Origin of the sequence: Bradyrhizobium sp. RP6 (assembly GCF_003837805.1) — a bacterium.
Lineage (GTDB): Bacteria > Pseudomonadota > Alphaproteobacteria > Rhizobiales > Xanthobacteraceae > Bradyrhizobium.
In genome coordinates this window covers 86,394-108,559 of the sequence record NZ_RQIT01000025.1, presented here as the reverse complement: position 1 = coordinate 108,559, position 22,166 = coordinate 86,394, and the positions used below count along the sequence as shown (strand labels likewise).

21 protein-coding genes and 1 pseudogene are annotated in these 22,166 nt (G+C 64.1%); 8 read left to right on the top strand and 14 right to left on the bottom strand.

What is annotated here, in order from left to right; all coding sequences use genetic code 11:
* Window positions 1-334 precede the first annotated feature (334 nt).
* Both EHH60_RS31355 and EHH60_RS31350 read left to right on the top strand, forming a co-directional pair.
* Complete coding sequence (locus EHH60_RS31355; protein ID WP_199752263.1) at window positions 335-814, top strand: PaaI family thioesterase; 480 nt, start codon at window positions 335-337, stop codon at window positions 812-814.
* A gap of 76 nt (window positions 815-890) precedes the next feature.
* Window positions 891-1,856 carry a DMT family transporter gene (locus EHH60_RS31350; protein WP_124163205.1) on the top strand — a complete coding sequence of 322 codons (966 nt, stop codon included), beginning with the start codon at window positions 891-893 and terminating at the stop codon, window positions 1,854-1,856.
* A gap of 71 nt (window positions 1,857-1,927) precedes the next feature.
* On the opposite strand, the gene EHH60_RS31345 is transcribed toward EHH60_RS31350, so the two are convergent.
* From EHH60_RS31345 to purQ, 3 genes are all read right to left on the bottom strand, one after another.
* On the bottom strand, window positions 1,928-3,991 hold the full coding sequence (locus EHH60_RS31345) for an FG-GAP-like repeat-containing protein (RefSeq protein ID WP_124163204.1): 2,064 nt from the start codon (window positions 3,989-3,991) through the stop codon (window positions 1,928-1,930).
* Window positions 3,992-4,181: 190 nt separating this feature from the next.
* Window positions 4,182-5,156 carry a tripartite tricarboxylate transporter substrate binding protein BugD gene (locus EHH60_RS31340; RefSeq protein WP_199752261.1) on the bottom strand — a complete coding sequence of 325 codons (975 nt, stop codon included), beginning with the start codon at window positions 5,154-5,156 and terminating at the stop codon, window positions 4,182-4,184.
* Window positions 5,153-5,854 (bottom strand): phosphoribosylformylglycinamidine synthase subunit PurQ, encoded by a 702-nt coding sequence (purQ, locus tag EHH60_RS31335; protein WP_124163203.1) that lies wholly within the window; start codon window positions 5,852-5,854, stop codon window positions 5,153-5,155. Before purQ ends, EHH60_RS31340 begins: the two co-directional genes overlap by 4 nt.
* 169 nt (window positions 5,855-6,023) lie before the next feature.
* Between purQ and EHH60_RS31330 the strand changes: the two are divergent.
* Window positions 6,024-7,037 (top strand): annotated as a pseudogene (locus EHH60_RS31330) (magnesium and cobalt transport protein CorA).
* 10 nt (window positions 7,038-7,047) lie between these two features.
* Here the strand turns inward: EHH60_RS31330 and purS are convergent.
* Window positions 7,048-7,290, bottom strand: coding sequence for a phosphoribosylformylglycinamidine synthase subunit PurS (gene purS, locus EHH60_RS31325; RefSeq protein WP_025037302.1), 243 nt, complete (start codon window positions 7,288-7,290; stop codon window positions 7,048-7,050).
* 14 nt (window positions 7,291-7,304) lie between these two features.
* Window positions 7,305-8,072, bottom strand: a complete 768-nt coding sequence (gene purC / locus EHH60_RS31320; protein WP_173015815.1) for a phosphoribosylaminoimidazolesuccinocarboxamide synthase — start codon at window positions 8,070-8,072, stop codon at window positions 7,305-7,307.
* Between the two features lie 322 nt (window positions 8,073-8,394).
* Here purC and EHH60_RS31315 point away from each other — a divergent pair, with 322 nt between their 5' ends.
* Complete coding sequence (locus tag EHH60_RS31315) at window positions 8,395-8,718, top strand: DUF1476 domain-containing protein (protein WP_124163202.1); 324 nt, start codon at window positions 8,395-8,397, stop codon at window positions 8,716-8,718.
* A gap of 118 nt (window positions 8,719-8,836) precedes the next feature.
* Here the strand turns inward: EHH60_RS31315 and cynS are convergent, their stop codons facing one another.
* The 4 genes from cynS to EHH60_RS31290 form a co-directional block, all read right to left on the bottom strand.
* Window positions 8,837-9,319, bottom strand: a complete 483-nt coding sequence (gene cynS / locus EHH60_RS31310) for a cyanase (protein ID WP_124163201.1) — start codon at window positions 9,317-9,319, stop codon at window positions 8,837-8,839.
* Between the two features lie 16 nt (window positions 9,320-9,335).
* Complete coding sequence (locus EHH60_RS31305) at window positions 9,336-10,259, bottom strand: ABC transporter ATP-binding protein (protein WP_124163200.1); 924 nt, start codon at window positions 10,257-10,259, stop codon at window positions 9,336-9,338.
* Window positions 10,260-10,264: 5 nt separating this feature from the next.
* On the bottom strand, window positions 10,265-11,104 hold the full coding sequence (gene ntrB, locus EHH60_RS31300; protein ID WP_124163199.1) for a nitrate ABC transporter permease: 840 nt from the start codon (window positions 11,102-11,104) through the stop codon (window positions 10,265-10,267).
* Window positions 11,105-11,270: 166 nt separating this feature from the next.
* A complete protein-coding gene (locus EHH60_RS31290) occupies window positions 11,271-12,653 on the bottom strand; it encodes a CmpA/NrtA family ABC transporter substrate-binding protein (protein ID WP_124163198.1) in 1,383 nt (460 codons plus the stop codon).
* A 160-nt stretch (window positions 12,654-12,813) separates the two neighbouring features.
* Between EHH60_RS31290 and EHH60_RS31285 the strand changes: the two genes are divergently transcribed.
* Window positions 12,814-14,739: a sigma 54-interacting transcriptional regulator gene (locus EHH60_RS31285; protein ID WP_124163197.1), complete on the top strand. Its 1,926-nt coding sequence runs from the start codon at window positions 12,814-12,816 to the stop codon at window positions 14,737-14,739.
* 10 nt (window positions 14,740-14,749) lie between these two features.
* Here the strand turns inward: EHH60_RS31285 and EHH60_RS31280 are convergent, their stop codons facing one another.
* The 3 genes from EHH60_RS31280 to EHH60_RS31270 are packed head-to-tail and all read right to left on the bottom strand — an operon-like array spanning window position 14,750 to window position 17,388.
* Window positions 14,750-15,628, bottom strand: a complete 879-nt coding sequence (locus EHH60_RS31280; protein WP_124163196.1) for a sulfurtransferase — start codon at window positions 15,626-15,628, stop codon at window positions 14,750-14,752.
* 48 nt (window positions 15,629-15,676) lie between these two features.
* The gene (locus tag EHH60_RS31275) at window positions 15,677-16,810 is read right to left on the bottom strand and encodes an acyl-CoA dehydrogenase family protein (protein ID WP_199752259.1); all 1,134 of its coding nucleotides are present in this window, start codon (window positions 16,808-16,810) and stop codon (window positions 15,677-15,679) included.
* A gap of 35 nt (window positions 16,811-16,845) precedes the next feature.
* The gene (locus EHH60_RS31270) at window positions 16,846-17,388 is read right to left on the bottom strand and encodes an OsmC family protein (protein WP_028178841.1); all 543 of its coding nucleotides are present in this window, start codon (window positions 17,386-17,388) and stop codon (window positions 16,846-16,848) included.
* Between the two features lie 247 nt (window positions 17,389-17,635).
* Here EHH60_RS31270 and EHH60_RS31265 point away from each other — a divergent pair, with 247 nt between their 5' ends.
* Both EHH60_RS31265 and EHH60_RS37770 read left to right on the top strand, forming a co-directional pair.
* On the top strand, window positions 17,636-18,289 hold the full coding sequence (locus tag EHH60_RS31265; protein ID WP_124163194.1) for a TetR/AcrR family transcriptional regulator: 654 nt from the start codon (window positions 17,636-17,638) through the stop codon (window positions 18,287-18,289).
* 286 nt (window positions 18,290-18,575) lie between these two features.
* Complete coding sequence (locus EHH60_RS37770; RefSeq protein WP_197488810.1) at window positions 18,576-18,725, top strand: hypothetical protein; 150 nt, start codon at window positions 18,576-18,578, stop codon at window positions 18,723-18,725.
* A gap of 6 nt (window positions 18,726-18,731) precedes the next feature.
* Here EHH60_RS37770 and EHH60_RS31260 read toward each other — a convergent pair whose 3' ends face one another.
* Window positions 18,732-19,175: a DoxX family protein gene (locus EHH60_RS31260; protein ID WP_245454635.1), complete on the bottom strand. Its 444-nt coding sequence runs from the start codon at window positions 19,173-19,175 to the stop codon at window positions 18,732-18,734.
* Window positions 19,176-19,361: 186 nt separating this feature from the next.
* Window positions 19,362-20,570: a TrmJ/YjtD family RNA methyltransferase gene (locus EHH60_RS31255; protein ID WP_124163192.1), complete on the bottom strand. Its 1,209-nt coding sequence runs from the start codon at window positions 20,568-20,570 to the stop codon at window positions 19,362-19,364.
* Between the two features lie 335 nt (window positions 20,571-20,905).
* Here EHH60_RS31255 and EHH60_RS31250 point away from each other — a divergent pair, with 335 nt between their 5' ends.
* Window positions 20,906-22,120, top strand: a complete 1,215-nt coding sequence (locus EHH60_RS31250) for an NADP-dependent isocitrate dehydrogenase (protein WP_124163191.1) — start codon at window positions 20,906-20,908, stop codon at window positions 22,118-22,120.
* The last annotated feature ends 46 nt before the right edge of the window (window positions 22,121-22,166 follow it).

Here is a 22,166-nt window from a genome sequence, read left to right as displayed (position 1 = left end):
GGGGGGGGGGGGGGGGGGGGGGGGGGGGGGGGGTGGGGGGGGGGGGTAAGCCCCACGGCCGGTGCCCGCGGCTACCCCCCTCTCCAGCTCTCCCCCACAAGGGGGGAGAGAGCAGAGCGGAGCACGTGGTGAGCGCAACGCCAGACATCGGAAGATGCTTTTCCCTTGGATTCGAGACCGTTCTTAGGAACATCGGGGGCTCACGAAAAGCCCTTTATGGCGCATTTTCCCGCTGTCCCACGTTTTGCGCCGGGGGCCCCGCGGGAACAGGAATTGCACGTCGCGGATGGATCGGATTTAAGGGCTCAACACCCGCAATTGAAGGCCCATTTCCTTGCACGAATTGACCAAGACACCCCCGCCCCGCCGCCCCGACCTCCATGTCGCCACCGAGGGCGAATTTGTCGGCTGGCGGACCTGGATTCGCGACAGTTTCGAGTCCCATGTCGGCCCCTTCTGGCACCGGATCGAGGCGGACGGCAGCGTCAGCTGCGCGTTCCGGGTCGAGAAAAAGCACCTCAACGGCTCCGGCAACGTCCATGGCGGCTGCTTCATGGCGTTTGCCGACTACTCCCTGTTTGCGATCGCCACCCATGTCCTGGACAGCCGGGCGGTGACGACCAACTTCGCCTGCGAATTCCTCGACGCGGCACGCGAGGGCGAGCTGATCGAATGCACCGGCGAGGTCAGCCGCGCCGGCGGTTCGCTGATCTTCCTGCGCGGCAAGATGACGTCCGGCGAGCGGCTGTTGCTGACCTTTTCCGGCACGATCAAGCGGATGAAGCGGAAGTCGCTCCCCCAGCCAAACGCATAGCTCTGCGGCTTCCCTTTTCGCGCGCCCTCGCCCAGACTTCCCGGCAAGCGCGTTCGCGCCGGGGAGCAGGAACAAGGTGCCGCAGAGCACATCGCAGGCGGGTCGCGCGGCGGCATCCGCATCAACGCCGTTGCCGTCCATGCCCGCCACCGGCGCGCGCAGCTGGCGCGACTACGCCCTGCTGTTGGCACTGGCCTGCTGCTGGAGCTCCACCTATCCGCTGGCGAAGCTGGCGCTGGATACGATCCCACCCATCACCTTCATCTCGGCGCGCTCGCTGATCGCGGCCGCCTTCCTGTTCGCGATCCTGTGGATGCGCGGCGTCAGGATCCCGACCGATGCGAAGGCCTGGAAGCTGTTCGCGACCCAGCAATTGATCAACTCGACGTTTCCTTTTCTGATCATCACCTGGTCGCAGCAATATGTGCCGGCGTCGAACACGGTGGTGCTGGCCTCGACGACGCCGATCTTCGCCTTCCTGATCACCTCGCTGATCACGCGGCACGAGCCGGCGACGCTGCTCAAGCTCGCCGGTGCGATCCTCGGCCTTGCCGGAACCATCGCCATCGTCGGCCTCGATGCGCTGCGCGGCTTCGGCAGCGAGATCGTGGCCGAGATCGCAATCCTGCTCGCCACCATCTCCTTTGCCTGCGCGACGATCTTCGGCCTCCGCCTGTCCGAATACGATCCCATGGTGGTGGCGGCCGGCTCGCTGCTGTTCGGCGGCCTTGTGCTGCTGCCGCCCTCGCTGCTCATCGACCAGCCCTGGACGCTGCAGCCGACGCCGACGGCGATCGTCGCCACCGTCGTCATGGGCATCGTCTCCAGCGCCTTGGGATTGATGTTGTTCTACGTCTGCCTCGGACGGCTCGGCACACTGACGACGAACGCGCAAGGCTATTTGCGCATCCCGATCGGCGTCGGCCTGTCCGTGCTGCTGCTCGGCGAGAGCGTGCCGTCGAACCTCGCGCTCGGACTATTGCTGGTCATGGCGGGCGTTGCGGCGATGACGGTGCCGGCGGAAAAGTTGAAGTGGCGGTAGCGAAAGATGCTCCCTCTCCCGCTTGCGCTTGCGGGAGAGGTTACGGGCCGCAGTTGCTCAACTGGCCTCGATCAAGCCGATACGAGATAGCCCAGCTGGATGGCGAGAGCGTCGTGAATCCCCGTCTGCACGATCTGGGCTGGTTGAAAGCTTCCGTTGCCGTTTCCATAGAGCACGCCGGCAGAACCGCCATTGTCGAGCGCGGCGATATCGAGGCGGCCGTCGCCATTGATGTCACCGACCGCTATCGAAATAGTTGTTTGATCGCCGTTCGGTGAAGCACCGTTGGACCAATTGGACTGCGGCTGGAACGTACCGTCACCGTTGCCCAGCATGGTGAAGACGCTGCTATTCACGTCGTGCGTCGCGCCGACGATGTCGAGCTTGCCATCGCCATTCAGGTCGGCCAGGATCAGGTCGGTGGTTTCCTCCGACTGATAGGCAATTGAATTCAACGGAATACCACTGGAGAGCGGCATTGCCGCTTGTAAAGTGCCGTCGCCGTTACCCAGCAGCACGGCCATGGAGTGGGGTGTCTTGCCCGGCGCGAGGTTGTTGTCGTCAAATCCCCCGGTGACGACATCGAGCCTGCCGTCGCCGTTGACCGCGCCGACCGTTACCGCTTCGGTCATTTCGTGCTCGACGACGATGTTTCCCGTCGAATAGATCGTGGCCTTCCCAAAACTGCCGTCGCCGTTCCCGAGCAGCATGCCGACGCTTTCGGTCGCGTTGTCCTCCGTCGACGACCCTGCCGCGCCGACGGTCACGATGTCGAGCTTGCCGTCTCCATTGAAATCGCCGCTCGCCAGCGCGTAGGTGATCTGCGACCGCGAGGCGTAGACGGTCCCGGTGCTATAGGGCTTGCCGTCCTGGAAGGTGCCGTCGCCGTTTCCAAGGAGCACACCCAGGCTGCCGTCGGACGATTCAAGGCTCACCCCTGCGGTCGCGATGTCGGGCACACCGTCTCCGTTGAAGTCGGCGATATCGAGCGCGAACGTGTATTCGTGGTTCGGCCCCCACGACGTGCCATCATGATAGGCGGATCCCGGGCCGAAGGTCCCGTCGCCGTGCCCGAGCAGCACCCCGACGCTGGCGCTCGAGTTGGTGCCGAGGCCGGCAAGGGCAGTGGTCACAATATCGGATACGCCGTCACCATCGAGATCGGCGATTCCGATAGCAGTCGTGTATTCGAGCGTGCCGTTATAATAGCTTGTCCCGTTGTGATAGAGGGCCGGGGTCTGAAAGCCGCCGGCGTCATCGTGCAACACGACGGCAAGGGAGCCCGGGTCCGCCACAATGTCCGTGAACTCCGCTCCCACCACAATGTCGAGGCGCCTGGCTTCGTCGGCGCCATGGATGGTCACGTCGATGACTTGATGTGCGGTGCCGTCCGCAGAGGTGACCGTCAGGTGGTCGTGCCTGACATCATTGGCGGTCAATGCCTGGACATTGGCCGCGCCGTTGTCGAGCGTATAGCCCCAGACGCCGGTCGCTGGGTCGAACGCGAAGGTCCCATAGGTGCCTACCAACGAAGCAGGCACCTGGAACTCACTCTGACCGTGATCGGGGTCGGTGACGGTCAGCGCGCCACGTGCGGTCTGGTCGGCGCCGTCCTCCGTCACCGTTCCGGTCGACGTGCCACTGATCGTGGCCGCATCGTTGACGCCGTCGATATGGACGTGGACATGAGCCTCACTCAACCTGCCGTATCCCAACCGGATCGCGTACACGAAATCGTCGTCGATGACGTCCCCGGCCGCCATGGAGTTGAAATCGGTCGCCCCGAGCGCGGACAGCGAATGGCCGAGATCGAGTTCGATCTGGCCGTGATCGATACGGATCAGATTGCCGTTATCGGTGATTTCCCAAGGCGAGGTCCCGTCGGGACCAACGTCCTTTGCCAAAAGCGCCCGATCGAACCGCCAGCCGCCGCCGCCTTCGATCGAATAGAGCCTTGCGGCATGGCTCGCGCGATCATTTGCGAGGACGTCCAGCGACAGGATACCAGTCGTGACCTGTTCGGCTTGCGCCTGATCCTCGGTCAGTCCGAAAACGTCATTGACGGCGTGATGATTGACGGCGTGATGATTGACGGCGTGAGAGAACTTCCAACGCCAGGCAGAGCCGAAGTGCATCAGGATGTTTCCATATGTCGAGCGGTTCACCTCCTCAGCCGCCACGAATGTACACACAGATTGCGACCACTTTTGTGCACAGCGGATCCGACAACCGTGATCGACCGGATTCCTGGTCAGACCCCGTCAATGCACCACGGCAGCCGCGGCGCCTGCGAAAAATGAATGATTATGGACGGAAGGAGCGCCGCTATTTGCTGGCGTCGTCCGCCAGCATCTTCCGGTATTTTTCGACGTCGCGCGTCACCAGCTGTTGCAGCAGTTCCGGCGCATGCTCATTGGTCTCGGGCGCGACGGTCGACAGATCCGCGAAGCGCTTTTTCACCGCCTCGGTCTCGACGGCCGTGCGCGCCGCCGCGTTCAGCTTGGCGATCACGGCCGGCGGCGTGCCCTTGGGCGCGAACAAGCCGTTCCAGCCCTGCGCCTCGAACTCGGGCAGACCCGCTTCCGCGGAGGTCGGCAGATCCGGCAGCGTGGCGAGCCGAACGGTCGAGCCGACCACGAGGCCCTTCACCAGCTTCTCGTTGATCGACTGCGAGACTGAGGCGGCCGCGTCGCAGACGCCGTCGATCTGGCCACCGACCGCGTCGGTCAGCGCAGGCGCGGCGCCACGATAGCCGATCAGCGTCGCGTCGATCCCGGCTGACGTGACGAAGCTTTTACAGATCAGATAATTCGAGGAGCCGACGCCGGCATGGCCGAGATTGATCTTGCCCGGATTGGCGTGGGCGTAGGCGATGAACTCCTTGAGGTCCTTCGCAGGAAAGTCCTTGCGCAGCGCGACGATGCCGAACGTCTTCGCCACCATGGCGATCGGCACGAACGAGTCCGGAGTGAACGGCAGTTTTGGATAGATCGTGTAGGTCGCGGCATTGGTGCCGGCATTGCCTATCGCGATGGTGTAACCGTCGGGCTCGGCGCGAGAGGCGCGCGCCAGCGCGGTCGAGCCGCCGGCGCCGGCAACGTTCTCGATCACGATGGTCTGGCCAAGCGCGATGCCCATTTGCTCGGCGACCGCGCGTGCGATCACGTCCGAGGTGCCACCGGCCGCGAACGGCACGATCATGATGATCGGACGTTTTGGGAAATCCTGGGCGAACGCAGCGGTCGCGAACGACACCGCCGCCATCGCGGCGAGCGTCCGCTTCAACGCCAGCAGGATCACGCGGCTTTTTCCAGATGCTGGACGAGGCCGGCGAACAGGCCGCGGCCGTCGGTGCAGCCCATGATGTCTTCGACGTGGTTTTCCGGATGGGGCATCATGCCGAGCACGTTGCCCTTGTCGTTGACGATGCCGGCGATGGAATGCGCCGCGCCATTGATGTTGGCGGCCTCGTCGACCACCCCGTCCGCGGAGCAGTAGCGGTAGAGCACCCGCCCCTCGCCTTCGAGCCGCTTGATGGTTTCTTCGTCCGCCTCGTAATTGCCCTCGCCGTGCGCGACGGGCACGCGGATCACCTGTCCGGCATTGTAGCCGCGGGTGAACGGGGTGTCAGAGCGCTCGACGCGCAGATGCACGTCCTTGCAGATGAACTTCAGCCGCGCATTGCGCATCAGGACGCCCGGCAGCAGGCCGGATTCACAGAGGATCTGAAAACCGTTGCAGACGCCGAGCACGAGCCCGCCCTTGGCCGCATAGTCGCGCACCGCGTCCATCACCGGGGCCCGCGCCGCGATCGCGCCGCAGCGCAGATAATCCCCGTAGGAGAAGCCGCCCGGCACCACCACGAGATCCGTGCCCGCCGGCAGCGACGTCTCGGCGTGCCAGATCATCGCGGGCTCGCTGCCCGAGATCAGCCTCAAGGCACGCGCCATATCGCGCTCACGGTTGATTCCGGGAAAGACGAGGATGGCGGCTTTCATGGCAGAGGTTCCGACGGTGCGCGGGAATCAGGGCTGGCCCACGGGGCCAATTCGCGAAGAGACATAACCATTTGACGGGGATTTTACCAGTGCTAGCCTCGGGGAAGCGCCTTGTACACAGGCCATCTCGCATGCCGTTTGGCCGGCCGCTTTGCCCGGGATTGAAGCCATGAACGTCCCGTCGCTGCCCGCATCCCCTGCCGAACCGGTGCCCACTGAGGGCGTCGTCGCCGCCGGCGCCTATGTCGACGGCCGGCGCGTCGCCAATATCGCCATCGGTGAAGCCTCGAGCTGGCGGGCCAAGCCCGGCCACGTGGTCTGGATCGGCCTGCACGAGCCGGACATGACTCTGCTCGGCGCGGTCCAGAAGCAGTTCGACCTGCACGAGCTCGCGATCGAGGACGCCAACCACGCCCATCAGCGGCCCAAGATCGAGCAATATGGCGAGGCCCTGTTCATCGTGGCGCGCACCGCGCAACTGATCGAGGGCCGGATCGCCTTCGGCGAGACGCACATCTTCGTGGGCGAAGGCTATCTGGTCTCGGTGCGCCACGGCGCCTCGACGTCCTACACACCGGTGCGCGAACGCTGCGAGAGCTGCCCGCGGGCGCTCGCGCGCGGCGAGGACTACATCCTCTACGCCATCCTCGATTTCATCGTCGACAATTACTCGCCCGTGCTCGAGAGCATTCACGAGGAGGTCGAGGGCATCGAGGACGACGTGCTCTCCAAGCCCCTCAGCAAGGCGCAGATCGAGCGGCTCTACATGCTGCGCCGCGACCTCTTGCGGCTCAGGACCGCGATCGGCCCGCTGGTGGAGGTCTGCCGCCGCCTGGAGCATGACGAGCTGTCGATGGTGCGGCAGGCCATGCAGCCGCTGTTCCGCGACGTCACCGACCACGTCAGGAACATCCAGGAGCGCATCGATTCCATGCGGGAGGTGCTGGCTTTCGCCTTCGAGGCCAGCCTGCTGGTCGGCCAGGCCCAGGAGACGGCGGTGTCCAAGAAGCTCGCCTCGTGGCTCGCGATCATCGCGATCCCGACCGCGCTCGCCGGCATCTGCGGCATGAACTTCAAGCACATGCCGGAGCTGGAATGGGAGTACGGCTACTAGCTGCTCGGCGTGATGCTGACGGCATGCGGCTCCCTGTACTGGCGTTTTCGCAGCGTCGGATGGCTGTGAGCCATCCTGCTCACCCGAGTAGTTCCACCCGATAATTCTCGATCACTGTATTCGCCAGCAGCTTGTCGGCGGCTTCCTTCAGAGCCGCCTCCGCCTTGGCCTTGTCCGCGCCGGCGAGCTCGATGTCGAACACCTTGCCCTGGCGGACGCTGGCGACGCCGTCGACGCCGAGCGACTTCAGCGCGCCTTCGATGGCCTTGCCTTGCGGATCGAGGATACCCGTCTTCAAGGTAACGGTGACACGTGCCTTCACGTCAAAAACCTCTCTCAGCTCTTCACCAGCACCGGGCCGGAGCCCTGCGGACGCTCGTTCTCCATAAGGATGCCGAGCCGCTTTGCGACTTCGGTATAGGCCTCGAGCAGCCCGCCGAGATCCCTGCGGAAGCGATCTTTGTCGAGCTTCTCGTTCGACTTGATGTCCCACAGACGACAGCTATCCGGCGAGATCTCGTCGGCGACGATGATGCGCATCATCTCGTTCTCGAACAGGCGCCCGCACTCCATCTTGAAGTCGACGAGACGGATGCCGATGCCGAGGAAGAGGCCGGTGAGGAAATCGTTGACGCGGATGGCGAGCGCCATGATGTCGTCGATCTCCTGCGGCGTCGCCCAGCCGAAGGCGGTGATGTGCTCTTCCGACACCATCGGGTCGTTGAGCTGGTCGTTCTTGTAGTAGAATTCGATGATCGAACGGGGCAACTGCGTGCCCTCCTCGATGCCCAGACGCTGCGACAGCGAGCCGGCGGCGACGTTCCGCACCACCACCTCGAGCGGCACGATCTCCACCTCGCGAATCAACTGCTCGCGCATGTTGAGCCGGCGGATGAAATGGGTCGGCACCCCGATGTCGTTGAGGTGCTGAAACAGGTACTCCGAGATCCGGTTGTTGAGGACACCCTTGCCCTCGATCACCTGATGCTTTTTCGCATTGAACGCGGTGGCGTCGTCCTTGAAGTGCTGGATCAGGGTACCGGGCTCAGGACCTTCGTAAAGAACCTTTGCCTTGCCTTCATAAATGCGACGCCGACGGCTCATTGGGATGTACCGTGTTTTGTTGAAATCCATGAATTTGGTGTGCTCCGGTTGACTAGGATTACGACCCACAGCGGAGCTGCCGTGAACGGCTGGGAACCCATCTATAAACCCTAGGAAACAGAACGGGAACCAAGCCTTTAGGCAACCTATCCGATTGGCTGTCCCAGCACAATCGATCCGGCCGTCCGGCGCCAACTTATACCATCTTGCCTGCGGCTTAACGGCCCGTTGTTTTGCCGATTCGTGCTATCTATGTAGGCATGCAGCCGGGGCGCCGCAACGGAAGGCTCCCGCGCATTCAGCAGGAGATTTGGAACAAGGCATGAGCGAGTTCGACAAGCGCCAGGAAGGTTTCGAGAAGAAGTTCGCCCTCGACGAGGAGCAGAAGTTCAAGGCGGAGGCCCGCCGTAACCGGCTGCTCGGCCTGTGGGCGGCCGAAAAGCTCGGCATCACCGGTGACGCAGCCACCGCCTATGCCAAGGAGGTGGTCGCGTCGGATTTCGAGGAGGCCGGCGATGCCGACGTCCTGCGCAAGCTGACGGCTGATTTCGCCGCCAAGAACGTCGCCGTCACCGAGCAGGCGATTCGCGCCAAGATGAGCGAACTGCTCGCGGTCGCCGCCGCCGAGGTGAAGGCGGGGAAGTGACGCGAATGTCATTCCGGGGCGGTCCGTAGGACCGAACTGCGGTGCGCAATTGCGCACCTGAGAATCTCGAGATTCCGGATCGCCGCTGCCGCGGCGTCCGGAATGACGGAAAACTAAATCACTCCTCCTTGAAGCCGTATTCCGGCACGTTGCCGCTGGCGCCGTAATATTTGTACGGCAGGAATTTGCCGCTCATGGTGATCTTGACCCGGTCGCCCTTCGGGTTCGGCAGGCGTTCCATCACCATGTCGAAATCGATCGCCGACATGATGCCGTCGCCGTACTCCTCCTCGATCAGCGCCTTCCATGCGGGGCCGTTGACCATCACCAGCTCGTAGAAGCGGTAGATCAGAGGGTCGGTCGGCGGCATCGGCATGCCGCGCATCGGCGTCTCGTTCAGCATCGCAACTTCCGACTTCGACAGGCCGAACAGCTCGCCGGCATTGGCGGCCTGCGGCTTCGTCAATTTCATCTGGCCGAGGATGGCGCCGACGATCAGCACTTCGGAATAGCCGCCGATCTTTTCGCAGATGTGCTTCCAGCTCCACCCCTTCTCGCGCTTGATGTCGAGCAGCTTTTCAGTGAGGTCTTCGCGTTTCATTTGGAGGTCTCCTTGGTTAGGCACTTAATCCGGGACTGCTCCCGGGCATCCACGTTTGCCGTGGCTCATCGCTGGCAGCCGCGACCGTCAGTCCCGGCTTGCCGATCTGCACCAGCGGCACATTGCGCGGATCGTGGCCGGGCGTTTCGGTCGTGAAGGTCTTGCTGCGCGTCACCAGGAAATCGATGATGTGGTTGCGCAAGGCGTAGTAGAGCGGATGGCGGTGCAGATCGGTGCGGCCGCGGTCCCGCGGCAGCGGGTTCTCGACCACCTCGGCCAGCACCGCGCCGGGACCGTTGGTCATCAGAAAGATCTTGTCGGCGAGGTAGATTGCCTCGTCGACGTCATGGGTGATCATGAACGCGGTCTGCCCGGTCTCCAGGCAGATGCGGCGGACCTCGTCCTGCAACGTGCCGCGCGTCAGCGCATCCAGCGCCGAGAACGGCTCGTCCATCAGCATCATCTTCGGCGTGATCGACAGCGCCCGCGCGATGCCGACGCGCTGCTTCATGCCGCCCGACAGCTCCGAGGGACGCTTGTGCTCGGAGCCGGAGAGACCGACGAGATCGATGAATTCTTGCGCATGCGCCCTCACCTTGGCGCGATCCCAGCGCCGCCATTTCGAGCTGACGGCATAGGCGACGTTGCCGAGCACGGTGCGCCAGGGCAGCAGCGCATGGCTCTGGAAGATCACGGCGCGGTCGAGGCTGGTGCCCGAGATCGCCTGGCCGTCGACGATGACGGCACCCTCGCTCGGCGCATCGAGGCCAGCGAGGATGTTGAGCACGGTGGTCTTGCCGCAGCCGGAATGGCCGATCACGCAGGCAAACTCGCCGCGCGCCATCGACAGCCACAGGTTCTCGAACACGGTTGTCGTCGCGCCGCCCGCGCCGGGATAACGCTTGGCGATGCCCTCGATGGAAACGAATTTGTCGGTCACTTGCCCTACTCCGGAAACGTGACCATGCGCGTGAAGCGCGCCAGGATCTGGTCGAGCAGCATGCCGACGACCCCGATCAGGAGGATCGCGATGATGACATTGGTGATCGAGAGGTTGTTCCACTCGTTCCAGACGAAATAGCCGATCCCGGTGCCGCCGACGAGCATCTCGGCGGCGACGATCACGAGCCAGGCGATGCCGATCGAGATGCGCATGCCGGTCAGGATTGTCGGCGCCGCCGCGGGCAAGATCACGGTGAAGGCGCGCCTGACGGTGCCGACCTCCAGCGTGCGCGCGACGTTGATCCATTCCTTGCGGACGCTTGCCACTCCGAACACCGTGTTGAGCAGCATCGGCCAGATCGAGCAGATGAAGATCACGAAGATCGCCGAGATCGATGAATCCTTGATGGTGTAGAGCGCCAGCGGCATCCAGGCCAAAGGCGAGATCGGCTTGAGCACCTGGATAAAGGGATCGAGCGCCTTGCTGAGCAGCGGCGACATGCCGATCAGGAAACCGAGCGGGATCGCGACCAGCACGGCCAGCAGATAGCCGGTGCCGACCCGCGCGATGGAATAGCCGAGCTGGATTCCGAGCCCCTTGTCGTTCGGCCCGTTGTCGTAGAACGGCCGCTTCAGGTGCTCCCAGAGCTTGGCGCCGACATCGAGCGGCCCGGGCATGGCGGATTTGCCCTGCGTTGCGGTCAGGCCCATCAGCTTGGCGTATTCCGGGCTCATCGTCGTCACCGGCGCAGCGGAGCGCGTGGCGAGATGCCAGATGCCGAGAAAGGCCGCGAGCAGCACGATGGAGACGAGGCCGGCGCGGAGCCGGAGGGAGGTGCTCATCTTGCGTGATCTCTCCTCACGTCGTCCCGGCGAACGCCGGGACCCATAACCACAGGGAGAAGTTTGGCGAAGATTCGTCGTCCGGTACTCCTACCGAACACAATCGATAGATCGCGCGGTATGGGTCCCGGCGTTCGCCGGGACGACGAGGGAGAGAGTGGCGCGCTCACGACGCCTTCCTGATCTTGAAGCTCGCAACATAATCCTCCGGCTTGGCCGGATCGAACGTCTTGCCCATCACCGCGAAGGACTTGTACGCGCTTGCTGGCGGCGACAGCCCCATCTCGGTCATCAGCTTCTTGGTGTCGGTGGCGAGGTAGACCTGCTCGGCGATCGCCTTGTAGTCGACGTCGCCCTTGATCTGGCCCCAGCGCTTCATCTGCGTCAGCATCCACACTGCAAAGGACTGCCAGGGGAACGGATCGAAATCGACCCGCTTTGCGTCGGTCTTCACCCCGCCGAGGCCGTCGGCATAGGTGCCGGTCAGGACCTGCTCCAGCACGGTGACCGGCGCGTTGATGTAGTTCGCAGGCGCGATCGCCTCGGCGATCTGCTTGCGGTTCTCGGCCTTCGACGCGTAGGCCGTCGCATCGACGATCGCGCGCGTCAGCGCCGCGAAGCTGTTCGGCGCCGTCGTGATGAACTCGCGACTGGCGGCGAAGCTGCAGCAGGGATGGCCGTCCCAGATCTCCTTCGACAATATGTGCATGAAACCGACGCCGTCATAGATCGCGCGCTGGCAGATGTTGTCGGGGGCGAGAAAGCCGTCGATGTTGTCGGCACGCAGGTTCGCCACCATTTCCGGCGGCGGCACCGAGCGCAGCTGCACGTCGGTATCGGGATCGAGGCCGTGCTCGGCGAGATAGTAGCGCAGCAGATAATTGTGCATGGAATAGTCGAAGGGAATGGCGAACTTCATTCCCTTCCAGTCTTTCGGGTCGCGCTTGTCCTTGTGCTTCATCGCAAGCGTGATGCCCTGCCCGTTGATATTCTCGATCGCAGGAACGGCGAACGGAATGGCATTGGCACCCAGGCCGAGCGAGATCGCGATCGGCATCGGCGCCAGCATGTGCGCGGCGTCGTATTCCTTGTTGATGGTCTTGTCGCGGATCACGGCCCAGCCGGCGGTCTTCACCACGTCGACATTGAGGCCATGCTTCGAATAGAATCCCATCGGCGCCGCCATGATGATCGGCGTCGCGCAAGTGATCGGGATGAAGCCGACCTTGAGGTCCTTCTTCTCGGGTGCGCCCGTCTGCGCAAAGACCTCCGTGGCCGTCTTGATCGGGAAGAATTGCGACAGCGCCGCGAGCGCGGTCGAGGCGCCGACCGATTTCAGGAAGGCGCGGCGCGCCATATCTTGCGGAAACATCGCGCGCATCACCGCAGAGGCGACGACACCCTCGTAGCGCTTCTCCTCGCTCTCGACAGGCTCGCAACGCAGCGCCGTGGCCGCCTGCTCATGCTCTGCCGCGGAGCGGTGCTGGCCACAGGCACAGCCGGCCCGAAGGTTGCGGTCGGGATCAAACGGATTGTCGAACGTGGACATCGGCCCTCCTGCGCGTCGTTGCGAGGGAGAATTACGCAAGGAGCATGCCACGGCCGCCAGTTCGGCCAGCGCCTTGACGACGCAGCACTTTCCATCGATCTTGGTGACTACGAGAATTCGTGATAAACGAGATTTCGTAACTCAATGACGAGATTTCGTAATGGCAACGGCGCCAATGCCTGTCCACGATGATGTGGCTCCCCCGATCGATCCGCGCGTCGCAGCGTTCGAATCCTCGGTCGAGGCGACACTGCTGGTCGATCCCTTCAGCGACCAGATCGTCGATGCCAATCCGGCCGCCTGCGCCCTTCTCGGCTATGACCGCGCGCTGCTGCGGCAGACGAGGCCCAGCACGCTCCACGCCGGCGAGCTTCCGGCCCTCACCGCCTTCACCCAGGCCGTGCTGCACAAGGGCGCCTACTGGACCACGGCGCTGACCCCCCGCCACGCAACGGGGCAAGATCTCCAGCTCGAATATGCAGGCTGCGTGCTGCCGCATGACGGCCGCACGCTGCTGCTGCTCACACTGACCGATCTCGACGCGCGCCGCCGGCGAAATGTCGATGCCGCCGCCGAAGATCACATGCGCAGCGGCATCTCGACCTGGCAGCGGGTCGAACGCGTCTTTCAGGACATCGAGCGCGAGAATCAGCTGATCTTGCGCGCCGCCGGCGAAGGCATCTATGGCGTGAATGCGGAAGGAAAGACCACCTTCGTGAATCCCGCGGCGGAGCGGATGCTCGGCTGGACCGCCGAAGAGCTGGTCGGCAAGGAGATCCACCCGATCGTGCACCACACCCACCACGACGGCCGCCACTACCCCGATCACGACTGCCCGATCTATGCCGCATTCCGTGACGGCGCCGTGCATCAGGTCGATGGCGAGGTATTCTGGCGCAAGGACGGCTCGCCGGCCTGGGTCGAATACACCTCGACACCGATCCGCGACCGCGGCGTCGTGGTCGGCGCCGTCGTCGTGTTTCGCGACGTCAGCCAGCGCCGAGAGGCCGACGAGAAGCTGCACGCCGCGCTTGCCGAGGTCGACCGTCTGCGCGAGCGCCTCGAGCTGGAAAACGCCTACCTGCAGGAGGAGATCCGCATCGAGACCAATCCGCGCGGCATCATCGGCGGAAGCGAGGCGATTCAGAAGACTCTGCGCCAGGTCAAGCTGGTGGCGCCGACCACGGCTGCGGTGATGATCACCGGCGAATCCGGCACCGGCAAGGAGCTGATCGCGCGTGCCATCCACGAGGACTCGACCCGCAGCGACCGGCCGCTGATCCGTGTCAACTGCGCCGCGATCCCGCGCGAATTGTTCGAGAGCGAGTTCTTCGGCCATGTCCGCGGCGCCTTCACCGGCGCAATGCGGGACCGCATCGGCCGCTTCGAATTGGCCGACGGCGGCACGCTGTTTCTCGACGAGGTCGGCGAAATCCCGATCGAGCTCCAGGGCAAGCTGCTGCGCGTGTTGCAGGAAGGCCATTTCGAGCGCGTGGGCGAGGCACGCACGCGCGCGGTCGACGTCCGTGTCATCGCCGCGACCAATCGCGACCTCAAGCAGGAAGTCCAGCGCGGCCGCTTCCGCGAGGACCTCTATTTCCGCCTCAACGTGTTCCCGATCGAGACCGTCCCCTTGCGCGAACGGCGCGAGGACATTCCGTTGCTCGCCCAGCACTTCCTGACGCGCGAGGGCAAGGCGCTGAAGTCGAACCTGCGTCTGTCCGAGGGCGATGCGCGGCGACTGACCCGCTACGACTGGCCCGGCAATGTTCGCGAATTGCAGAATGTGATCGAACGCGCTGCCATCCTGTCCCAGAACGGCCGTCTGCGCATCGATCTGCCTGACGGCTCCGGCGCGCAGGTTCTGACCGGCGCCGCACGCCCGAAGGCCGATGCGCGCCCCGTGGTCATGACCTCATCTGAGATGCGCGACCACGAGCGCGCCAACATTCTCGCCGCACTCGAGGCCTGCGCGGGAAAAGTCTTTGGCCCCGGCGGCGCGGCCGAAATGCTCGATATCAAGCCGACCACGCTGGCCTCGCGGATCAAGGCGCTGGGGATTGCGCCTCGTCCGCGGGCCGTGTGACCGCTGGCACTCACGCCGCCTTGGTCGTCACGTCAGCTGCCATCGGCAATCCCTGCTCGATCGGCAGCGACGGATCGCGCGACCATTCGTTCCAGGAGCCGAAATACATCCGCACGTCCTTCACGCCGGCATTCTTCAGCGCCAGGAACGTGTTCGAGGCGCGCGCGCCCTTGAAGCAGTAGAGGTAGACCGGCGTGGTCTGCGAGATGCCGACGGTGGCGCATTCCGCCAGGATCTCGTCCTTGGACTTGAAGCGCGGGCCCTCGGCCGTCGGCTTCATCATGCGGTACCATTCCAGCCACACCGCGCCGGGGATGCGGCCCTTGCGCGGGCAGAAATCCTTCCCATAGGGAGACGAGCTGTCGCCGATCCACTCGTCGACGTCGCGCACGTCGAGGATGGCGATGCCGGGCTTGCCGACGGCGCCCAGCATGGTCTTGGCGTCGATCAGGATCTCGCCCGCTTCAGGCACGATCGCGAACGAAGCCTTTGCCGGTGTCGGCACGTCCTTGGTCACCGGGAAGCCCGCGGCCGCCCAGGCATCGAAGCCGCCATGCAGCACCTTCACCTTGGGATAGCCGAGCATGGTGAGCAGGTAATAGCCGCGGCAGGACTGGCCGAAGCCCGAGTTCATCGACTGTTCGTAGATCACCGCCGTCTCCTTGCCCGAAAGGCCGGCGCCGCCGAACGCATCGGCGAACTTGGTCTTCAGCTCGGCCATGCCCTCGGGCGTGGAGGTCGCCAGGAACGTGAAAATCTCGTGCACGTTGACGGCATTGGGCAGATGGCCGGCGGCGTAGGCGTCGGGATTGCGGGTGTCGATGACGACACACGGCTCAGTCTTCAAGAGATCGGCGAGTTCGACGGCAGTGATCAGAACGTCAGTCATGGCAGCCTCTCCGTTGAGGTTGGGGGTCTTCAGGTGGACTCGTAGAACTCAGGTCTCGGCGAGCATCTTGCGCAGCTGCTTGGTGGCCGGCGTGACGATCGCGACGAAGTAGGCCTCGCGCATGCGCCGCTGCGCGCGGTGGCTCTTCAGGTAGCCGCGCGCGCCACAATGCAGCATCGCCGCATGCGCCGCCGCGACGCTGGCCTCGCCGGCGCGAAGCCGCAGCGCGATCACCTTGCGCCAGTAGGTTTCCTCCTCGTTGTAGGGATCGCGCGCCAGCGCCATGGTCTCGGCCTCGAGCTCGGCGGCGAGATCGCGGAAATGCACCGGCTGCTGCGGCAGATAGCGGTTGATATGGCCGAGGGGGCTATCGACCTCGTCCATGATGTTGATGCAATCCTTGATGAGGCCGAGCGCCATGCCGGCCTGGAGCAGGATGAAGCCGGCGCGGATCTTCTTGACGAAGGGCCCGGCGGGATCGGCCAGGATCAGCTCGTCCGGCACGAAGACATCGCGGAACTGCACGCCATAGGTGCCGGTGCCGTCCATGGCGAGGAACGGCTTGCACGGCGTCAGCGTGATCGCCGGGTCCGAGCAGTCGGCCAGGAACATCACGGTGGCGGGCTCTCCACTTGCAGTGCCCGGCTCGTCTTCTCGCTCGAAGATGGTGCCGAAATAATGGTCGGGACCGAGATTGGAGACCCAGGGCAGCGCGCCGCGCACGATATAGCCGCCCTCGACCTTGCGTCCCTTCAGCTTCAATTTCTCGATGCCGAAGAAGCTCTTCATGGGGTTGGAGAGCCCGGTGCCGCCGAGCACGCGCCCCGTCGAGAAGGCATCGCCGAAGCGTTTGGCGAGCTTCAGGTTCGTCGAGTTCGCCGCGTACCAGACCAGGGTGTCCTGGCACCAGGCCATGAAGGCCGTGGCCCCGCAGACTTCCCCGATCGCGGCCATCGCCTGGATGGCGCAGCGCAGATCGGCAGGCCCTTCGTGAGGCACGTGACTGCCCCACGCCCCGACTGCACCGAACTTGCGCAGCACCTCGGCCGGATAGACCGTACCGTCGTCGATGCCGGCGGCGAGCGGCGCGAGCTGCTCGCGCGCGATCCGCGCCACCTCGCCCGCAATGGACGGTGCGGGCTGATCCAGAACTTCGGCCCGTGATAAAGCCAGTGAACCCATGATCGTCTCCCGCACCCTGTCCTGATTGCCGTCTGCTAGATGCCGACCTCGAGATTGACCGGCCGGGTGAAGGTGTTGGCGACCGGCGACCATTTCTTCACATGGGCAACCAGCGCATTGATCTCGTCCTGCGAGACGCCCTCGCATTCCATGTCGACCTTGACGCGGACATCGGTGAATCCGACCGGCTTGTCGGAAGTGTCGCCGGTGCCCCAGACCGCGGTGATGTTGAGATCGCCTTCGAGCTCCAGCTCGAGCTTGTTGACGATCCAGCCGCGGTGCACGGCATTGGCGTGCAGGCCGACCGCAAGGCAGGAGCCGAGCGCGGCGAGCGAGGCTTCGGACGGATTGGGTGCGGTGTCGTCGCCCAGCAGCCCCGGCGGCTCGTCGACGATGTAGGGCGGCAGATTGCGGATGTAGTTGGCGTGACGGAATTTTCCTTCCGCGACCGTCTTGCACTTCAAGGTCTTGATGACCTTCGGATTCGCCTTGCCGTTGGCGATCAGCTGCTCGAGCCCATTCTTGTCGATGGGCGCGAGGCACCCCGTCAGCACTGTCTTCTGAACGACGGCAGTCATCAGTCTTCTCCCTGGCAGAAGTGGAAATCGGTAGGATACCGAACGGTCTGTTTCCTTGCATGGAGCGTGCCAGAAGCAGCCAAAAGCGAAATGCGAAGCATTGGAGCCGCTTAAGCGTCGCTGCCTGTCGATTGATCAGACCCCTCCTGCTCAAAGCCGGAGCAGATGCATGGGCGGATGCGAATCTTTTCAGCGCTGGACAGATGCGGCTTGCTGATGCGATGCAGCTGCGATTAAGTTGCAGCCTATGGCAAAGACGTCATCGAAGAAGAACGCGAACTCGCCCCGCGCCGGCGCAGGCGACGACGAATCCGCGCGTGGGCGCCTGCTCAGTGCCGCGACGCATCTGTTCTGCAAGAACGGCATCAACGCGACCGGCATCGATGCGATCATCGAGGAAGCCGGCACCGCAAAGACCACGCTGTATAAATTGTTCGGCTCCAAGACCAATCTCGTCAATGCCGTGCTGGAAAGCGAGGGCAAGCAATGGCGCGAATGGTTCATCGGCGCCATGGAGCAAGGCGGCGGCGATGCGCAGGCGAAGCTCACGCGCATCTTTCCCGCGCTGAAGAGCTGGTTTGCCGAGGAGCGCTTCTACGGCTGCCCCTTCATCAATGCGGTCGGCGAGCACGACAAGGACGCCAAGCAGTTTCGCAACATCGCGCTCAAGCACAAGAAGATCGTGCTCGGCCACATCGAGAAGCTCGCCGGCGAGCTCGGCTCCACCGAGCCTGCGGTGCTGGCCCACCAGCTCGGCCTCCTCATCGACGGCGCCATCGTCGCGGCGATGATCTCGCGCGACCCGGGCGTGGCCGATACGGCGGCGCTCACGGCAGGCCCCCTGCTCGGTCAGTCCAAGGCGAAGAAGAAGCGCGCGGCGGAGCAGCTCGAGGCGGTCTGAGTCCCTGGCGGTTGGTGAAACGTAACCGATCCCGTCCTTTCAGCGGTCACGCGAATGAGGATGTCCGCTTTCCAGTGGGTCAAGCGAGGCTTACCGGCTCTCCAACGCGCACACGCGTCGTGGCCGACGCGGTCTTCTTCCATTGAGGTGCGCGCCACCAGTAAGGTGCTCCGAGAGCATATTGCGAGTGTTCCGGCGCTCTGCCACTTAGAGGACGACTTGCCGCGTCGGTTCCTTTGGGCGACACTGGCCATATTTCAGAGATCGTATTTTTCGAGAGGGCGCCATGCCCGAGATACTGGAAGTCATGCTGTGGTGTGCCGCGCTTGCGACGTGGCTGATGCTTCTCTTCGCGTTCCTGGGCGATGCCTTGAAGCCGCTCGCAAGGAGCATCCGTCGAGCGATCGAGGACGCATTCAAGCCTCACGTGAAGTGATGCCGTCTACGTTGTCCGGTCCAAGCTGAAACGGCCTGGCCCGGTGACGAAGATCAACATCGCGCCTCCCATGATCGAGACGTTCTTGAGGAAATGGTTGTATTGACCAATCTGCTGCGCGCCGGCTGGATATTCCCAGTAGCGGTGCGCGATCACTGTCGCCGCCAGCACGAACATGAACATCAGAACTGCGCAGTAGCGCGTGCCGAGACCGAGTATCAGACCAAGGGATATGAGGACCTCGACTGCTATGTTCGTGATGGTGAACAGCTCAGGTGCTGGAAGGTTCAGCGACCTGAAATAGCCGACCGAGCCGCCGAAATTGGATAGCGCTCCGTACGCGCTTCCGACGAATACCCACGCAAGCAGAATGCGGCCGATCAAGATCAGCACGCCCGCTCTCCTTGTGGCGAACTCGTCGAGCGCGCGTAACTCAAAACGGGATTTCACTGAAAGAATCCCCCCTGCTGTCCACGACCGGCTGAACACCTCCACGGCGAGAGCCAGCCTAGCATGATTGGCGGATCGCACGAAGCGCTCAGACCGCGCGCAGGCCGAGCTGCCGCTCACGAGCGTCAGCGGAGTTGACGCATATTCCTGGGACTTGGTGGAGTACGGCGCTCCTTGAGCCTGCTGCTACGGAGCGCTCGATCCTTCCGCCATCATCCCCTGCAGCCGCACCAGCTCCGCCTCGAGATCGCGCTCCGCATCGGCCGCGCGGATCTCCAGCACCCGATAGTCCCGCGCCTCCAGCCACGTCCGCCGTGACGCGCGGTCGGCCGCAATCGCCTCGCCCTCGCCCGGGTTGACCAGCTCGATCGCGATCCGCTGCGGGAACGAGACGAAATCCGGGATGTGCCGCCCCACAGGGGTCTGGCGCTTGAACTGGCCGGCGAAGCGGCGGTCACGGGTCAGCGCCTGCCACAGCAGGCGCTCGGCGTCGGTCGGGTTGCGGCGGAGCAGGCGGGCAAGGCCGCGCACGGTCGAGCCGCTGTCGGTGACGCCGCCGCCCTGCCCGTGCTCGGCCAAGAGCACGCGCAGGCGCGTCGCCTGCTCGCCGTCGAGCACGCCGCCCTTGGCCGGCCCTTTGCGTCCTTCGGCAATCGCCATGATCACGCCGTGCAGGGTGTGCATGTCCTGCTTGGTCGGCTCCATGCGGGTGAAGATGTTGCGCAGGTTCACCAGCATGGTGTCGCGCTTCTCGGCCGGGCGCAGGAATTCGACCCTGTCGAGCTCGCGCACGAGATTGTCGAAGAAGGCCTGCATCTGGTGCTGCGAGGCGCGCTCGGAGCGTTCCGGCATGGCGTGCGGCAGCTCGCCCGAGGTGGCCCGCTTGAACCATTCATAGCCGACCAGCAGCACGGCCTGGGCAAGGTTGAGCGAGGCGAAGCCCGGATTGACGGGGAAGGTGATGATGCGGTTGGCGAGCCCGACCTCCTCGTTGGTCAGGCCCCAGCGCTCCCGGCCAAAGAGGATGCCGCACCTGCCGCCGGTGGCGACGTGCCCGGCGATCTCGCCGGCTGCGGCTTCCGGCCCGACCACCGGCTTGGCCTGGTCGTGGGGGCGCGCCGTGGTGGCGAACAGGAGGTCGAGGTCCGCGACCGCCTGCTCCACCGTGTCGAACAATTCGACCTGTTCCAGAATGTGGTCGGCGCCGGCCGCGGCGCGCTGGGCGGCGATATTGGGCCAGCCGTCCCTGGGGTTGACGATGCGCAGGCGGCTCAGGGCGAAATTGCCCATGGCGCGCGCGGCCATGCCGATGTTCTCGCCGAGCTGCGGCTCGACCAGGATGACGATGGGACCGTCGAGGGATAGACCCGCCTTGCTCTTGTCAGTCCCCGACATCTCGCTTCGCTTTCACACTGTCTCTCAAGGCCTTGGCCAGGCGCTCTCAGGAATCGATTCAAGCCGCGCCGTCCGGCCGGCCCCGCCCGCCTGTCGTTTGCCTGTCCTGACGAAATTCTCAAGGGAAATAACGAGTTGGATTCGACTTTTGAATCTCGCTGGGAACGCGAGCCCCGGCCCGGCTGCGGCCCTGCTGTCCGCTCCCCATCTGCGGAAGCTGGATGAGCTAAAAGTGCATAATCCCTTGGCTTTCGCCCGCCGCGCGGCGGTGCTAAGAGGCGGCGGATATTCCCGTGGCGCGCCAAAAGCGCCGTTCCCAAGAGGCTTCCCCGATCATGGCAAAAATCAAGGTATCCAATCCCGTCGTCGAGCTCGATGGCGACGAGATGACCCGGATCATCTGGCAGTACATCAAGGACAAACTGATCAACCCGTTCCTGGATGTCGAGCTGCTCTATTTCGACCTGGGGATGGAATACCGCGACCACACCAACGATCAGGTCACCATCGACGCCGCCGAGGCGATCAAGAAGGTCGGCGTCGGCGTGAAGTGCGCCACCATCACCCCGGATGAAGCCCGGGTGAAGGAGTTCAACCTCAAGCAGATGTGGAAGTCGCCGAACGGCACCATCCGCAACATCCTCGGCGGCGTGATCTTCCGCGAGCCGATCATCTGCAAGAACGTGCCGCGCCTGGTTCCCGGCTGGACCAAGCCGATCATCATCGGACGTCACGCCTATGGCGACCAGTACCGCGCCACCGACATCAAGTTCCCGGGCAAGGGCACCCTCTCGCTGAAGTTCGTCGGCGAGGACGGCACCGTGATCGAGAAGGAAGTGTTCAAGGCGCCCGGCGCCGGCGTCGCCATGGAGATGTACAATCTCGACGATTCCATCATCGACTTCGCCCGCGCATCGTTCAATTACGGTCTGCTCCGTAACTACCCGGTGTACCTGTCGACCAAGAACACGATCCTCAAGGTCTATGACGGCCGCTTCAAGGACATCTTCCAGGAGATCTTCGACAAGGAGTTCAAGAAGGACTTCGACGCCAAGGGCCTGACCTACGAGCACCGCCTGATCGACGACATGGTCGCCTCGGCGCTGAAATGGTCCGGCGGCTATGTCTGGGCCTGCAAGAACTACGACGGCGACGTGCAGTCCGACACCGTCGCGCAGGGCTACGGCTCGCTCGGCCTGATGACCTCGGTGCTGCTCACGCCCGACGGCAAGACCGTGGAAGCCGAAGCCGCCCACGGCACGGTGACCCGCCACTACCGCGAGCACCAGAAGGGCAAGGAGACCTCGACCAACTCGATCGCCTCGATCTTCGCCTGGACGCGTGGCCTCGCCCACCGCGCCAAGCTCGACAACAATGCCGAGCTCGCCAAGTTCGCGAGCACGCTGGAGAAGGTCTGCGTCGACACCGTCGAGGCCGGCTACATGACCAAGGACCTCGCGCTGCTGGTCGGCGCCGACCAGCGCTGGCTCTCGACCACCGGCTTCCTCGACAAGGTCGCGGAAAACCTGACCAAGGCGCTGGCGGCGTAAGCGGCCATCCGCAATTTCGCCCGACTGGGCCAGACATCATGAAGGG